This is a genomic window from Leptospira mayottensis 200901116, from assembly GCF_000306675.2.
Classification (GTDB): Bacteria; Spirochaetota; Leptospiria; order Leptospirales; family Leptospiraceae; genus Leptospira; species Leptospira mayottensis.
The window spans coordinates 3,252,501-3,266,949 of the sequence record NZ_CP024871.1; the positions used below are offsets into that span (position 1 = coordinate 3,252,501).

The following is a 14,449-nucleotide window of genomic DNA, read 5'->3' on the forward strand; positions in this document are numbered from 1 at the left end:
AAGAATTCGTAAGCGCCTAATGAAACACAGTCTCCCTGAATTGTGGTAAATCCTCCCAAGCGAGAGTCCTCGGCTCCTTTTCCCAAGATTTAAACAGGTCCCGCAAGAATGCATAAGGATCGAAACCTGCGAGCTTCTCAGACTGAATCAACGAATAAAACCCGGCACTCGCAGAAGCTCCTTTCGGACAACCGGAGAAGAGCCAGTTTTTTCTACCAACGACGAATGGACGAATAACGTTCTCGACAAGATTCGTATCGAGTTGCAACTCAGGATGATCCAAAAAAACAAGGAGCTTCTCCCATTGATTCGCAAGATACGAGAGCGACTTCGGCGATCCGCTTGTTCATCCAGGAACGGATCTCATGAACAATCGGTTTGGATTCCGATTGCCTCAGTCTCAAATGTTCTACCGAAGATAACTTGCCTTCTTTCGCCTTTTTTTCATTCGAATATTTTAGACGTTTAAGCAGAAATTGAAAAGGTGTTGTTCGTTGGGCGGTTACGAAAATGCTGTCAATTGTAGAAGAATCGAATCTGGAAAGATTAGAAGAACGAAAAGGATTTCAAGGAGTGAATGCAGAATGTCAATGATCGGATGTTTTCTAATGGTTACGGAGTCTACGTTGGCAGATCTGGTCCAACACCCGAAAAAAATAGAAAAATTCGTGTATAGCGAGGAAGAGGATCCTCAAACGCCGGATCCTCATTGTGACGTTGACAAAGCCTGGCAGATCATTCATTTTCTTTTGACCGGAGATTCTTACGAAGGCTCACCTCCGGAGAGAAACGTCATATTTGGCAAAAACATTTTTTCTGACGAGATTGATTTTGGATACGGCCCTGCAAGTTTTTTGAATGTTGCGGAAGTGAAAGAAGTTCATCGTTTTTTGCAAGGGCTTTCCGCCGAAGAGCTTTGGAATCGTTTCGATCGGGAAGCCGTTCGAAAAGTAAACGTGTATCCGGAAAACTACTGGACCGGAGATGAAGAAGATCGGGAATATGTAACGGACCATTATCTCGATCTTGTCGATTTTTATGCGCGTGCCTCTGAGAATAATTTGTGTGTGATTCAATACATCAGTTGAGCAAGAAAGTAAATATTAGAAAATTAAATTTTCAGAATATATGGAATTTTTCATAAAATCCGGAAATGTGGGAACTCATACGATTTTAAACCCCGAAAACGATCCGACAAAAAGTTTATGAATCTTTACTGAAATATAATTTGCGGGAACTCTCACAAGATTTTGCGACGAGTTTTAAACTATTATACACTACGGGGGTAAATTACCAAATGGTGAAAAAAATAGAAATTTCTTTAGACGAAGTGAAAAGACTGTTTGAGTTTTTGGAAAATGTACATGATTGGATGCACAACCTCTGCACTATCAAAATTCGGAATTTATTGAAAAGTTTGTTAGAGTTGTTGAAAAATTAATTCTCTGTCCGTTTCTGCTTCGTTGAAATGGATGTTTAAAGCGGTTTTGTCAATCCGAATCATGGAATTTTTCAACAACTCTATTACTGAAAATTGCCGCGAAGTAAAAAACTCTACTATCATATCGTTTGGAATTAGTTGCCGAAAGAAATTCAGAACGATATCGAAGAAAAATAGATTTTCTTAATCTATTTTGGATTTTGTTTTAAATGTCGTCTCTATAACATTCTATTTCTATAATATATTTTTTTTGATCGAAGACTTGGGCGCACGATTCTGCCGTTTTAGGTGAATTTTGATTTCATATGAATTCGCGCAGGACCCTCCGCCAGGATTCCTTCCTTTTCAATCCAGGATTCGATTCCATTCCCGGTCATAGTACCGAACGAGTGCTTGGTTGTTCAGTCGATTGATATCCACCGGAATTCGAGACATGTCCTGCGGAAAAACCTGGATCGATTCAAGTTCTTGAATATTCAAAAATCTAAGATGTTCCGGAAACTCTTTTTGGAACCGAATCGGCTTTTGACCTGCAAGAACAAAGCCCCATTCTCCGAAGGAGGGAACATAAACGTGCAGAGGAAGCGTATGAAAACCCAAAGAAGCGATCGTTCTTTCGATGCACCAATATGAAGAACGGGCAAAAAGAGGCGATGTGGATTGTATTTCAAGGACGGATGTTTCGTTCATTCTTCTTTTTAACGTATGAAAAAACGCCGTGGTATAAAGTTTTCCCAGAGAAAAGTTGCTCGGATCCGGAAAGTCTATAATGACCACGTCGAAGATTTGTTCCGATTCCTCCAGCCAAATGAATGCGTCCGTATTGATCACTTGCACTTTAGGATCCTTTAAACTTCCATCATTAAGCTCCTTTAAAAACTCGTGCTCTGTAAACAAATCGGTAACCGTCGGATCCAAGTCGACTAATGTAATCGATTCTACGTTTCTGTGTTTTAAAATTTCTCGCACGGCAAGCCCGTCCCCTCCTCCTAAAACTAATACTTTTTTAGGAGCCGAGTGTGCGAGTAACGCGGGATGAACCAGAGTTTCGTGATAACGATATTCGTCTCTGGATGAAAATTGAAGATGTCCGTTTAAAAAAAGTCGAATTTCGTTTTTCCAGCGTGTCACTATGATCCTCTGAAACCGAGATTGTTTTGAAAGTATGATCTCATCCGTATATAAGGATTCCTCGCTGTAATGCGTGATCAAATCGGAAAAGGAAAATCCTAAAATCAAAAGTGTTAATACAACAACGGATTGTGCTCGAAGCAAAATCATTCTGGAATGTTTGAGAGGAAGCGCCCAAGTCCCCCAAACCGCCACTCCTGCATTCAAAATTCCGAATAGGAATCCGGTTCTTATCAAACCTAACTTAGGCGCAAAGAAGATCGGAAACAAAATCGAAGCGAGCAATGCACCCACGTAATCTAAACTCAAAACTCTCGATACGAGTTCCTTGAATTGAAGTTCTTTTTTCAGGATTCTTAACAAAATCGGTATTTCAAGCCCCACCAAAACTCCGATTAAAATTACAAGCAAGAACAACGGAATCTGAAAGTATCGAATTTGCCCGAAACTCAAATAAAGAATCGCCGAGCCGAAACCACCCACAAGTCCAATCGCAAGTTCGATTTCCAAAAATTTAGGAATCAGATCCTTTTCCATATACTTGGATAACCAGGAACCGACCCCCATCGAAAACAAATACGTTCCTATGATGAGAGAAAATTGTGTGACCGTTTCCCCGAGTAGATAAGATGCGATCGTTCCAGCTAACAGCTCGTAAATGAGACCGCAAGAAGATATAATAAGAACCGAAATATAAAGTGCTGTTTGCAAACGGGTCCTACTTTCCCCCAGAATATCTCATAAAATTCGCGTAGTGGGAACGATATACTCCCGGATTCTCCCGCACAGTCTTAGGAACATTTTCCACCTCATCCACATCTTTAGAACCACCTCCATAAAAGTTCGTATATGTGAGATAGCCGGAGATCCCAAGTACGTAGGCCGGGTATAAAAGCTGTTTTATTAAATTCATGAAATTATCCTTTTGATTTTGTTGTAGATGATGGGAACGATACGATCTCGGTACATTCAAAATATTTTAAGAATGTGGATAGTTTTTTTAGAACCATCCCAAATATAAAAGTAGAAATCATCTTTCGGTAGATCTTATCAAAGTGTAGTAATTCCCACAGATTACGCCTCTTTACCAATTTAGAAATTTTTGGATAACTTCTTTTGATACCCAATTTTCGTGGAAGCTCTCGCATTCTAAGTTCTTTGGGTGACAAGTTCCTAGTTTGCATACTTTTTTTAGTCGTCATCATAATCGGAATTATTTTCGAAATTACTCGGTGCAAAATCGCTGTTTTCGTTCCTCAAAGCCTCGAACGAAAAACTTCTAAAAAGAGAATAAGGAACAGGCAACCAAATAGCGAGTAAAAAAAGGAAATAATACACCGATTGATCTACGTCTCTTGTGATACTCAGAGACACATTCACTCCACTCCCTTTTGGAAAATCCGATTCGGATTCTAGTCTGAGATAGTATTCTCCCGCAGGAACTTCTCCGATAATGATACTCGCCGATCTATCACCTTCCGTCCAACTCTCCCCGTCTTCGTAACCTTCGTAATAACTGATTTCAAGACCGGTATCATAGGCAATATCCGTCTTCGTATTGATCAGCGCTAAAGAATAGTAGATGTAGTGATTGGAAAGATCGGGAATGGTCATTTTAATTTGAACATTTTGTCTATCGCCACCTTCCAATTGAAAGGTTTCTGTTACAAAAGAAGTATCAGTTGTTCCTCCTGTAGCAGGATCTCGAACATAAACAAGATCTTTTTTGAAAACTTCCTTATCCTGCGCATTCCAACAAAAACCAATTTGAACAATAAGCATGATTAAGGAAAGCCAAGAGGCGATTTTTACGTTTCGTCTTCGGATCTTGGTAAACGGATTCGGTTGGGCTGCACCGATCCCTTCCGGAACAGGAAGTTCTACTTTTCCTTGAATCGTTTTTTTGAGTTCGTCCACAGGAACATACTCACCAACCGACCAGAATAGTTCGTTTTGGGTTTTTTCCGAAGAAAGCATTTTCGGAGGCGCGATAAAATCCGCAAGTTCCGCATGATCTCCCGAGCGGATTTTGTAATAAAACTCTCCGAAAGCGAAATCAACTCTTGCAGTCGAAGAATTGAACAATTTATATTCTTCTTTTTGAAAGTGTTTTTTCGGAGGATAAGAGTTATCTACCGTCTTCGGAACAAACGGAACCGGCTCGAAAACAGTCCAATGCCCGTTAGTCTCGTTCAACCAATAATAACCGCCAGTATAATGAAGTAAATATTCGGTCCAAGGAAAGTCTTGTCCCTCTACGTGAACTGATTTTTTGACAACTCCAAGAACTTCGCATTCTTTACCCTTGAGAATAAGTTTAATTCCGAGTGGGAGAAAAATCCTATCTTTGATAATTTCTTGAAATTTGGAAAGAATCGTCAGTTCTTCTGCACTTGTATCCATTACAGTTCCGCAATATTCGCAAGCGACCGCTTTCGAAAAGTCCGGACTTCTCTGACTCAAAGAAGCGCCACACCCCAAACACTGAATCGCTTTCGCTTCCTGAAGTTTTTGAAAACCGGTAAACGCTTTTGGATCCCTGAGATTGGCAAATTGAATCTGATCGAAACTGTAAAGCATCCCTTTAAAATACAAAGGAGGAGTATGAGAATAATCTAATGTAGCAAACCATCCCTGATCAGTGGCAAGATCCAAAAGAACGGAAGTAGAACCAGTTTGAAAACCGACGGGCAGTTCCCCCTCTCCCCCGATACAAGTTGCAAGACCGATTTCACGAACCATCCAAAGTTCGTTGTCGAGTCGAAGAGTGTCACCAGCTCTTAGAAGTTGTTTGGAAGTATGAGAGGAGATAAAATAAACATCCGGCGGGGAATCCAAATTTTGAATCGGATCATGTTCCGGAAAAACATCAGTCTGAGAAGCGGGGTTAAGTTGTGTGATCATAAACTGACCCTGCGCTTCCGCAAGCCACATGGACTTACCATCGGAAGAAATCGCGTGCCATTCATTCCAGGTTCCCAAATCGTATTTCTGCTGAATTCTTCCGACAATCCGAAAAGGGATCCCATCTATCGTTTTGCCTGAAGTTCCAATTTGAATCGGAGAAAGATCGGGCACAAGGTCTCCGGCTTTGCCGAGATTTTCGAGAGATTGATTTTTTTGAAGAGTTAAAGTTTTGCAGTTCGGGCAAACGCCATAAATCGAAACTTTACTTTGAAATGGTACGGGCGCTCCACAATTGGGACAACTCAGTTCTAACACAAGAATCGGTTGTATCTAGGTAAGAATTCCTTGTCATCTGAATTTCTAAAAAGGAAATCGGAAAAATTCGGAAATGTGGGACAAATTCTAAGCCAGAATAACCGTCACCCAGTGCAATGTTCCTTGAACTCAAACGCGTTATTGTCAATCAGCGCTTCGCATTCTTTCTAGCTCTTGAATACGCTGGATCGATATCGCTCAAAGGTTTTTCCAATTCTTCCAAAGCCGGATCTCGCCAATAAATGTCGTAAAGATTTTCACCGGAATACGTATGAAAGTGGTTGTCAAAGTGAATCCTTGCAAACTCGTCTTTACGGGTAAACATGGCTCTATTGATTTCGTTCAGAATTCCCAAAAAATCTTCCGCTTCAGGATCGGAAGGAAAATCGGAAAGATATTCCATAGAAAGAAGAATCACATACTTCCTAGATTGTTTGAGTAATTTTAAGGATTCGTAAAGCAATTCCAATTTGATTGCCTGCAGGTACGGTCTCGTATTGTCTGCGATGGTTTTCTTTTGTTCGGCTATGGCTAATTCTCTATAACCCAATTCGAGATGTTTTTTCGGTTTGGCTTCGGTTCCTCGAACTACTTGTCGTCCGAGAGAATTCAATTCATCTCGGATCGTCTTGTTGCTCGCTTCGATCAAGTTGGAATAAAGAATCACGAGTAGATCCTGAGTGCGTTTGAGTTCGGAATATGATTTTTCCAGATCGAATTGAAAGTATAACTGATTGGTTTCTACATGATGTTGGACGACCCGTTTATAAAGAGCTTTGTCCGATTCCGAACCCAAATTCGAGATAGAACTGTTTAATGCCCGAATAAGGAACTCATTCGTTTTAAGCCCTCTTTCCACTCGAACGAGATGAGTGGCGGAATTGCTCGCATAGTCAGCAAAAACGGAATACGGAATTGATAGAACAACACAGATCGTAATTCCCAACACCGCTCTCATACATCTATTTTCGGGAAACTTAAGTAAAGAATTCAATCGAATTACGAATAATAGGAATTTTACTTTTTTGAAAATTATGTCCTCAAGTCATTTTACAAATTGAAGCAAGTATATTAAGACGATGTTCGATTAAGCCTTGAATAAACCTTCGAAACCATAACAAGAAATACTTTTGAAAGGATTTTACACTTGTCTTCGCTCGATAATATAGTTTTTAAATATTCATAAAATAAAATATTACAAAATAAATAGGTCTTTTTTATTTTTACATTTTAAAGAAAAAATATGGAAAAAAAGAAAAATGCAAAGGATTTCGCAAAAAAAGTTCCATGTACAATATGATTTCAAATACTAAAAGGGCATCTTTAAAAATCCCAAGATAACAATCTTAAAATTAAGAACCTGTGTTAAAAGAAATCAGTTACAATCATTCAGTAAGTTCGTAATAAAATATGGAAGTTCCCACAAGTTGCGTTTTTTTGGTAGTTTACGAATTTGCGAACAGTCTTTTCGTTGTCAAACTACCGCGGGAGTTCTTAGCCTTTGTAAAGCTAAAGCGTCTCGCTTCTATTGGCGCTCGAAAAACTCAGTGTCTCGCTTCTATTGGCGCTCGAAAAAACTCAGTGTCTCGCTTCTATTGGCGCTCGAAAAAACTCAGTGTCTCGCTTCTATTGGCGCTCGAAAAAACTCAGTGTCTCGCTTCTATTGGCGCTCGAAAAAACTCAGTGTCTCGCTTCTATTGGCGCTCGAAAAAACTCAGTGTCTCGCTTCTATTGGCGCTCGAAAAAACTCAGTGTCTCGCTTCTATTGGCGCTCGAAAAAACTCAGTGTCTCGCTTCTATTGGCGCTCGAAAAACTCAGTGTCTCGCTTCTATTGGCGCTCGAAAAAACTCAGTGTCTCGCTTCTATTGGCGCTCGAAAAAACTCAGTGTCTCGCTTCTATTGGCGCTCGAAAAAACTCAGTGTCTCGCTTCTATTGGCGCTCGAAAAAACTCAGTGTCTCGCTTCTATTGGCGCTCGAAAAAACTCAGTGTCTCGCTTCTATTGGCGCTCGAAAAAACTCAGTGTCTCGCTTCTATTGGCGCTCGAAAAAACTCAGTGTCTCGCTTCTATTGGCGCTCGAAAAAACTCAGTGTCTCGCTTCTATTGGCGCTCGACAGGTAAGATACTGGTTAAAAGGAACTTTCGATTCAATGGTACAATAATTTTTTGATAAATGATCCTAATTCAATTTCTTTTGTTTTCCGAAAAACTTTCTATGAATGAATTCCTGAATTTCGGTCCTATGTTCGTTCCCAATTCCTATAAAGACGCCGTTCACTTTTTTTCCGGAAGAGCGAATGATTTTCGTTTCAAGAATTAGATTTTTACCGTTGATCCTCGCATGAAGATGAACGTAGTCCCCTTCGAACATGGTTATTCTGGAATCCAAAGCCACTCCGCCGGTTCCGATATCCAAAATAGTGACTGGATGTTTTTCTTGTTTTCCTTTGATCGAAATTTCCGCATCTAAAACAATTTTTATACGCGCATCTTTTCTTTTTTGAAGTGATGGGTCCCTGTATTCAAAGGAATCCCTGAATAACGAATTCGCATCGACCATATATTATACTCATTCGAATAATGAAAAATTCGTCAAAGTTAAATTAAAAACTCTCGGTTTAGGCGATTCACAAGGTTGGCCTTCCTGATACGTAATCGTATACTCATTTTCTTGAAGTACTATTTCTGTCTTGGAAACCGTATGAGCATCCCTTCTGTGCATACAAGACGAAAGCGCCCCTTTTTCAGGTAGATGAGAGGTGAGAAAATTTTTGGATAATTTCAGAAATTCATCCACGTCAGGAAGGAACTCTAAAGCATAACTCTCCTGAAACACAACTTCCCTGGAAACCTGAGCTTTCGCTCCTTGTGTAAAGGAACTTCCGAGGATTTGAAACGTATCGGTATGCGAAGTCGTTGTAAAATTTTTCCCATTCCATATGAAAGCTTCCGTTTTTTCCAAGGTGATTTTTAAAAGTTTGAATGGGTAAAAATTTTCGAGATCCTCTGATTTGAGTGATTCAGGTTTGACTTCGCTTAACAAACAGGAACGAACAAGTAAACCTCTGCTTGTGGGATTTCTTAGAAGTTTTAGAGTTGCCTCATAAAAATTCAAAAGGCAAAAAATTTCCTTCGATGAATTAACTCCAATCCAGGTCCCGCCGTAATCTCCATCCAAAGGAGCAATCGCAAAAGTCGGACCATCTCCTAATCTGGTAGGAGCCAAAGAAGGTTTTCTTTTTACAGATTCGTCTCTGTTAAATCCTATGCCGAAAATTTTTCGATCGGGATTTCTATAAATGATCGCAGTGCACATAATCTCTTAAGGTGAAAGATAAAAGTCAATTCTTTGATTTTTATCCGCTTCGTATTTTCCGGAGCCCGGTATCAAAGGCAAGGTTTCTCCATAACCTCGGAAACGAATTCTACCAAACGGAATTGCTTTGGAAAAGAAATACTCAAATGCATCCCTGGCTCTTTCTTCGGTTTGTACCTGATTGACTTCTTCGTCCCCCTGATGAGAAGCGTGAGATTGCAACTCTATATTGTATCCCGGATATTCGTTTAAGATTGAACGGATTTTTCCCGGTAATCTCCACCATCTTGCTTCCACTTGAGATTCCGGAATTGAAATTCGTAAGGAGTGATCTTCTTCCACTACCAAAATTTCCGTTTTGAATTCGGCCCCTCTTCCACTCGATTCCCTTCCTAATACGTCCGTATATTTCCATTCGAAATAGAATTCACTCAAGGAACCGATTCTGGCACCGGATTCGTCCAAACCCTCCCAGAAAATTTCGGAACCGGGCTGGCCTTCGCCACTCCAAGTTTTGATCTTACGTTTGATAGAAGTATAAGGAGGCATTTCATACAATGTAATCTCCCAGGATTGAAGCGGAACGCCCCAATGAGAAAGGGAGATTTTCAGGAGATCGTCCTTTCCATCATTGTCCGGTGAAAACTCTTTCGTTGAAACTGATAAATTCAAATTGAAAGATTCTTTAGAAACTTCGAACAAAGAAGAAATGGATTGATAACGTTCGTAACGACTGTAAATTGTAAGTCTATAAAAATACGTTCCGTCCGAAACCAAATTCCCCGTTTGATTTTTCAGATCCCATTTCCATTCCGCTCCCGGTTCTCCCGCCTCCCGAAAACGATAAACGTTCTTTTCCTCGTTTTTTTTCTTTTGAAAGATTTCGATTTCGTAGGAATCGGATTTAAGTTTAGGTGAAACGTAAATAGAAAATCGCACAAAATTTTTCAAACTACCCGGAAGATAAGAATAGAGCTTGGAATCGCAAAACATATCCACTCCGATCGATTCGTTTCGAATCGTAAGATCGGAAAGAACGGAAACGGATTCGTTTTTTCCTTTGTCACTTCCGATCAATCGATATGTGTAAACTCCATTCGATAATTGTTTATTAGAAAAATCTGTTCCATCCCAATTGAGAACGGACGGAACTTCCTTGAATTTCCAAGAATAAGACTTCACGACTTTTCCTTCCGAATCCACAAATTCTCCGGTGAAGACGTCGGTAAATTCTCCCGAAACTTTTTGAGTGATACCGATGCGGGAAGAATTCTTATCTCCTGTAAAAAACAGAACTCTCGTTTTAGCGCCAACCTCGGAACTAGGAGGGTGGGAGTCTAAAAATACTGTTTTTTCTTCTGATAGAAGATTTTCCTTATTTTCCGTGATTAACTTGAGTCGATATTTGTATTCTCCATCGGGAAGTAAAAATCCTTTGGAATCCTCTCCGAACCAAAAGATCGATTCGGGAATCGTAATTTCAAGAGGAGATAATTTCGCATCGTCCTGCAAAAAAGGGAAAAAGGAAAATCCCCTTTTTCTTCTATGATCCGCTTTAAAAGTTTTTACGACATCGTCTCTGGAATTTTGAATCACAAGTTCCCAATCGGAAAGGATAGGAAGGGTCGACTTTGAAATTTTGAATTCGAGTACATCGTTCCTTCCATCCCAATTAGGCGAGAAAACATCCGTGTTAGTCTTTAGAAAGGCATTTGCATGAAGGGAGAAGTTAAAAAGAAGAAATGAAGATATTATGAAACGAATTCCGTTCCGCATGAGTACATTCTAATTCGCTACGTTTTTTTTCCTATATTTTTTTAAGAACGGAAGAATCCATTTCCTCAGGATTCCTTCGAAAAGTTCTTACGGTTCCTCGTGTTTCCCAAGTGAAGCGAGTTCTTAACGGGAGAATCCACGTATTCCCTAAGAGCAAAATAAACCGAACTAAAGGCCAATTCTTCCCAAGGAATTTCATTTATGGAAAAAAGTTTCACTTCCTCGGACTCAAGGCTTACGGAGAACCGTCCATCCACCAAATCCGCTAAGAAAAACATATAAATCTGACTGATATGAGGAATACTGTAAATACTCTGAAGTCCTACGATTCTAATTTCTGCATTCGCCTCTTCCTGAGTTTCCCGAACAGCACCTTCCTCCACGGTTTCCCTGTTTTCCAGAAATCCGGCGGGTAAGGTCCAGTATCCTTTTCTGGGTTCGATCGCTCGTTTGCAAAGCAAAATCCGATTCTCCCAAATCGGAATACTCCCGACTACAATTTTCGGATTTTGATAATGAATCGTTCCACAATTATCGCAGACGTATCTAGATCGATTGTCTCCTTCCGGTATTTTATAAACGACGGACGATCCGCAAGAACTACAGTATTTCATGCTTTTCTAATGCGATTCCAAGTTAAAATCGCCTCTATCAAAAGCCAAAGCGTCAAAACGATCAACGTTCCTCCTATAACCGCGAGAAGAAGATTTGAAGAAGGTCCGGTTAAAAAGTCTAAGAAATTTCGAATCATCGCCCAGAGTGTTACGAACAATACAAACAACATCGGTATAAAAGATACTTTGACCTTTTTCTTCGATTTAAAAAGAAAAACGGTTACAACCAAAAGTGCCAGTCCCGCCAAAAGTTGGTTCGTGGTTCCAAAAAGTTTCCAAAGCGCGAGTCCAGCCGGTTTCTTTTTTCCGTCTTGTTCTATTTCCATAAACGCAAAGATTCCAATCGCAACACAAGCGATCAGACTGGAAATGTACCTATTGCCTACCAATGTTTGAATCCAAAAAATCCGAGTCGATTCTGCAATTTCTTCGATATTGTACCGAAGAAGTCTCGTCGCAGAATCCAACGAAGTCAATGCGAAACTAATCACAATGAGCGCGATAAATCCTTGTCCGAAAACTTCCGGGATTCCGATTTGAGATAAAAATCTTCCGGTTCCATAAATGTAAGCTCCAACTTGCGGAGCCAAACCTTGAATACCCGACCAAGAACGGTAAAAATCAGACCATTCTTCCGAAGAAGTGAAGCCGATCGTACAAGCGATGACCGCAGATAAACCTAACAAGGATTCTCCGATCATTCCGCCATAACCGATCGGTCTCGCGTCCGCTTCTTTATCCAATTGTTTGGCCGTCGTCCCCGAGCTGACTAACGCGTGAAATCCCGAAACAGCTCCGCAAGCAATCGTTATGAACACAAACGGAATCAGATCAAACCCTATAGATTCGGTTCGAATTACTTCTGCATTAAAGGAAGGGAAGTTGTGAAAAACTCCTCCCACAAAAAAACCCAGATAAATCAAAACGATTCCCAAATACAATAGGAAAGAATTGATATAATCCCTACTTTGCAACAACAGCCAAACTGGAGTTACAGAAGCCAAGAACGCATAGAATAAAAGAATGTATTTCCAAGTCCCCGCGGAAGGAGAAGTCTCCACGTGGTTGAGTCCCACCCAAGTTAGAACCGAATCCTGCATCCCCAAAACCATCGAAGCCAAAGTTGCAAGAACGCTGAATACGGTAAGGGGCGTAAGGTTCATTCCTTTTTTGTAATGTAGATAACCCATGATCACCGCTAGGATCATGATCGCCGCAGACGGAATCACCGCTTCCGGGAAATGACTTCTCAATCGGATAGAAGGTTTCTCTTCCGTTCGGATTTCTCCAGGATGATCGTGAACCTCTTCATTGAGAGTTTTAGTCAACTTTTGAACCTCACCCGTAAGTTCGGCCTTCTTCGTAACTTCGATAGCTGCTGTGGAAGTTTTTTTTTCTTCGACGGGCACATTTACAGTGTCAGCGGATATGGATTTCAGATGAGCTTTTGGATCTGCAGAAAACATTTCCGCAAGAACAAGAACAAAAACTCCCATCGCTAAAGCGACAAGAAAAAAGATGATTGCATGAAACAAACTTCTCGCACGATGACCTAAAAGATCCTCCGCAACTTGACCGATACTTTTTCCCTGATTACGAACCGAAACCACAAGAGCTCCGAAATCGTGTACACAACCCACGAAAATACTTCCGAATACCACCCAAATCATCGCGGGAAGCCAACCCCAAATGACCGCTACCGCAGGTCCGAGCACGGGAGCAAGTCCGGCAATGGACGCATAATGATGACCGAATAAGACGATTGGTTTTGTCGGAAGGTAATCCACTCCGTCATTCAGCTTGTGGGCTGGGGTGTCTTCCTGGTTATCTTTCAAATCGAAAACGGATTTGGAGATATAACCCGAATAAAATTTATATCCGAGAAAATAAACAAGAAAACAAACAAGAACGACTATTAAAGGAAGCATAATTGGATGGATGAGTTTAGGAAACGTTCCAAGCAAATCTTTTTTCAATGTTCAAAAAGATTTCCATTTCCGATTCTCTAAGTCTAATTGAAAAAAGAATTGATGAACGGATTTGCAAGGGTGGAAAATCAGGAAGTGGGGAGTATGCAGACTCAAAGTTTCGATCAAATCCGTTCCTCTTTAGAGGATATTATTTTTGAGATTCAATCCGGATGTACGAATTGCGAATGGTACATTCCGGTAGAAAAAATCATCTCAGCCTTAAATATCCGCAAAGAAGACTATTATAGAATTTTTTACAATCTCAGAAACGACGTTCACTTCTCTCCCAAAGCTGCTGCGGGTTTTAACGAAACTCACGCAGATTCTCTCATTCAACTTCTCTCAAAAATCTTGAAGATAGAGGGGATCGGAGAAGAATTTGCAAAAAATGGAATATATTTCAACGACAATTATCTCGCAGAACTTCAAATCGGTCTGAAGGAAACGATTCAGACCCGTTTGGAAAAACACGAACTAGATCGGGAACTACTTCTGCTTTTATCGTCCGCAACTTTGGATTTCGACGATGCCTTCGATTCTTACTTCGACGACAAATTCAATTTCGAAAGGATTGTAGAAAACGAAATCTCAGATTTTATCGAACTGAAATCGATTCAAAACGATTACGGGGCCGATGTCTTTTTAAAAAATCATATTTTTTCTATCTTAAATACCAAAGTTTTTCATCTTCGTGAGATTACGAGAGAATACAGAGACAGGGCGTATTACGACCTATTTGGAAGTTTTCGCAAAAAACCGAAAAAGAAAAAAAACGTTTCCGTATTTCAAGAGATGGATCCGGAAACTCAGAGACATCTGGACGTTCTCGGATTCGATGCACCTTGTACATTAGAAGAATTGAAAAAACGATTCAAAGAATTGATTAAAAAATATCACCCCGATATCAACAAAGATGGACTTGAAATGACTCAAAAAATCATCGCTTCGTACAATTTTCTGATCATGAGGATGAGTTAG

The 14,449-nt window shown here is 40.3% G+C and carries 11 protein-coding genes and 1 pseudogene; 2 read left to right on the forward strand and 10 right to left on the reverse strand.

All coding sequences use genetic code 11. From position 1 onward, the window contains the following. Nucleotides 1–16 precede the first annotated feature (16 nt). A pseudogene (locus LEP1GSC190_RS21200) lies at nt 17–455 on the reverse strand (IS66 family transposase); the annotation flags it as partial. 129 nt (nt 456–584) lie between these two features. Between LEP1GSC190_RS21200 and LEP1GSC190_RS14860 the strand changes: the two are divergent. Continuing rightward, a complete protein-coding gene (locus LEP1GSC190_RS14860) occupies nt 585–1,088 on the forward strand; it encodes a YfbM family protein (protein WP_002748528.1) in 504 nt (167 codons plus the stop codon). Between the two features lie 698 nt (nt 1,089–1,786). Here LEP1GSC190_RS14860 and LEP1GSC190_RS14865 read toward each other — a convergent pair. From LEP1GSC190_RS14865 to LEP1GSC190_RS14915, 9 genes are all read right to left on the reverse strand, one after another. Beyond that, on the reverse strand, nt 1,787–3,283 hold the full coding sequence (locus LEP1GSC190_RS14865) for a polyamine aminopropyltransferase (protein ID WP_002748370.1): 1,497 nt from the start codon (nt 3,281–3,283) through the stop codon (nt 1,787–1,789). Between the two features lie 7 nt (nt 3,284–3,290). Continuing rightward, the gene (locus tag LEP1GSC190_RS14870; protein ID WP_002748597.1) at nt 3,291–3,485 is read right to left on the reverse strand and encodes a hypothetical protein; all 195 of its coding nucleotides are present in this window, start codon (nt 3,483–3,485) and stop codon (nt 3,291–3,293) included. A 278-nt stretch (nt 3,486–3,763) separates the two neighbouring features. Then, nucleotides 3,764–5,794 (reverse strand): DUF4178 domain-containing protein, encoded by a 2,031-nt coding sequence (locus LEP1GSC190_RS14880; RefSeq protein ID WP_002748410.1) that lies wholly within the window; start codon nt 5,792–5,794, stop codon nt 3,764–3,766. 148 nt (nt 5,795–5,942) lie between these two features. Continuing rightward, nucleotides 5,943–6,752 (reverse strand): adhesin OmpL37 family surface protein, encoded by an 810-nt coding sequence (locus tag LEP1GSC190_RS14885; RefSeq protein WP_002748495.1) that lies wholly within the window; start codon nt 6,750–6,752, stop codon nt 5,943–5,945. Nucleotides 6,753–7,974: 1,222 nt separating this feature from the next. After that, nucleotides 7,975–8,355: a PilZ domain-containing protein gene (locus tag LEP1GSC190_RS14895; protein WP_002748353.1), complete on the reverse strand. Its 381-nt coding sequence runs from the start codon at nt 8,353–8,355 to the stop codon at nt 7,975–7,977. Between the two features lie 9 nt (nt 8,356–8,364). Continuing rightward, entirely contained in the window at nt 8,365–9,111 is a 747-nt protein-coding gene (locus LEP1GSC190_RS14900; protein WP_002748402.1) for an NRDE family protein, read from the reverse strand. Nucleotides 9,112–9,117: 6 nt separating this feature from the next. Continuing rightward, nucleotides 9,118–10,887: a fibronectin-binding adhesin Lsa66 gene (lsa66, locus tag LEP1GSC190_RS14905; protein WP_002748361.1), complete on the reverse strand. Its 1,770-nt coding sequence runs from the start codon at nt 10,885–10,887 to the stop codon at nt 9,118–9,120. A gap of 65 nt (nt 10,888–10,952) precedes the next feature. Further along, a complete protein-coding gene (locus LEP1GSC190_RS14910; protein ID WP_002748607.1) occupies nt 10,953–11,501 on the reverse strand; it encodes an NUDIX hydrolase in 549 nt (182 codons plus the stop codon). Further along, a complete protein-coding gene (locus tag LEP1GSC190_RS14915) occupies nt 11,498–13,429 on the reverse strand; it encodes a carbon starvation CstA family protein (protein ID WP_036048390.1) in 1,932 nt (643 codons plus the stop codon). The genes LEP1GSC190_RS14910 and LEP1GSC190_RS14915 overlap by 4 nt, the downstream gene beginning before the upstream one ends. 87 nt (nt 13,430–13,516) lie before the next feature. Between LEP1GSC190_RS14915 and LEP1GSC190_RS14920 the strand changes: the two genes are divergently transcribed. Further along, the gene (locus LEP1GSC190_RS14920; RefSeq protein WP_002748613.1) at nt 13,517–14,449 is read left to right on the forward strand and encodes a J domain-containing protein; all 933 of its coding nucleotides are present in this window, start codon (nt 13,517–13,519) and stop codon (nt 14,447–14,449) included.

What these genes read in the sequence shown, in the direction of transcription:
- LEP1GSC190_RS14860 (WP_002748528.1), top strand. Translation starts at nt 585, where the DNA reads ATGTCAATGATCGGATGTTTTCTAATGGTTACGGAGTCTACGTTGGCA.
- LEP1GSC190_RS14870 (WP_002748597.1), bottom strand. Translation starts at nt 3,485, where the DNA reads ATGAATTTAATAAAACAGCTTTTATACCCGGCCTACGTACTTGGGATC.
- LEP1GSC190_RS14885 (WP_002748495.1), bottom strand. Translation starts at nt 6,752, where the DNA reads ATGAGAGCGGTGTTGGGAATTACGATCTGTGTTGTTCTATCAATTCCG.
- LEP1GSC190_RS14895 (WP_002748353.1), bottom strand. Translation starts at nt 8,355, where the DNA reads ATGGTCGATGCGAATTCGTTATTCAGGGATTCCTTTGAATACAGGGAC.
- LEP1GSC190_RS14900 (WP_002748402.1), bottom strand. Translation starts at nt 9,111, where the DNA reads ATGTGCACTGCGATCATTTATAGAAATCCCGATCGAAAAATTTTCGGC.
- lsa66 (WP_002748361.1), bottom strand. Translation starts at nt 10,887, where the DNA reads ATGCGGAACGGAATTCGTTTCATAATATCTTCATTTCTTCTTTTTAAC.
- LEP1GSC190_RS14910 (WP_002748607.1), bottom strand. Translation starts at nt 11,501, where the DNA reads ATGAAATACTGTAGTTCTTGCGGATCGTCCGTCGTTTATAAAATACCG.
- LEP1GSC190_RS14915 (WP_036048390.1), bottom strand. Translation starts at nt 13,429, where the DNA reads ATGCTTCCTTTAATAGTCGTTCTTGTTTGTTTTCTTGTTTATTTTCTC.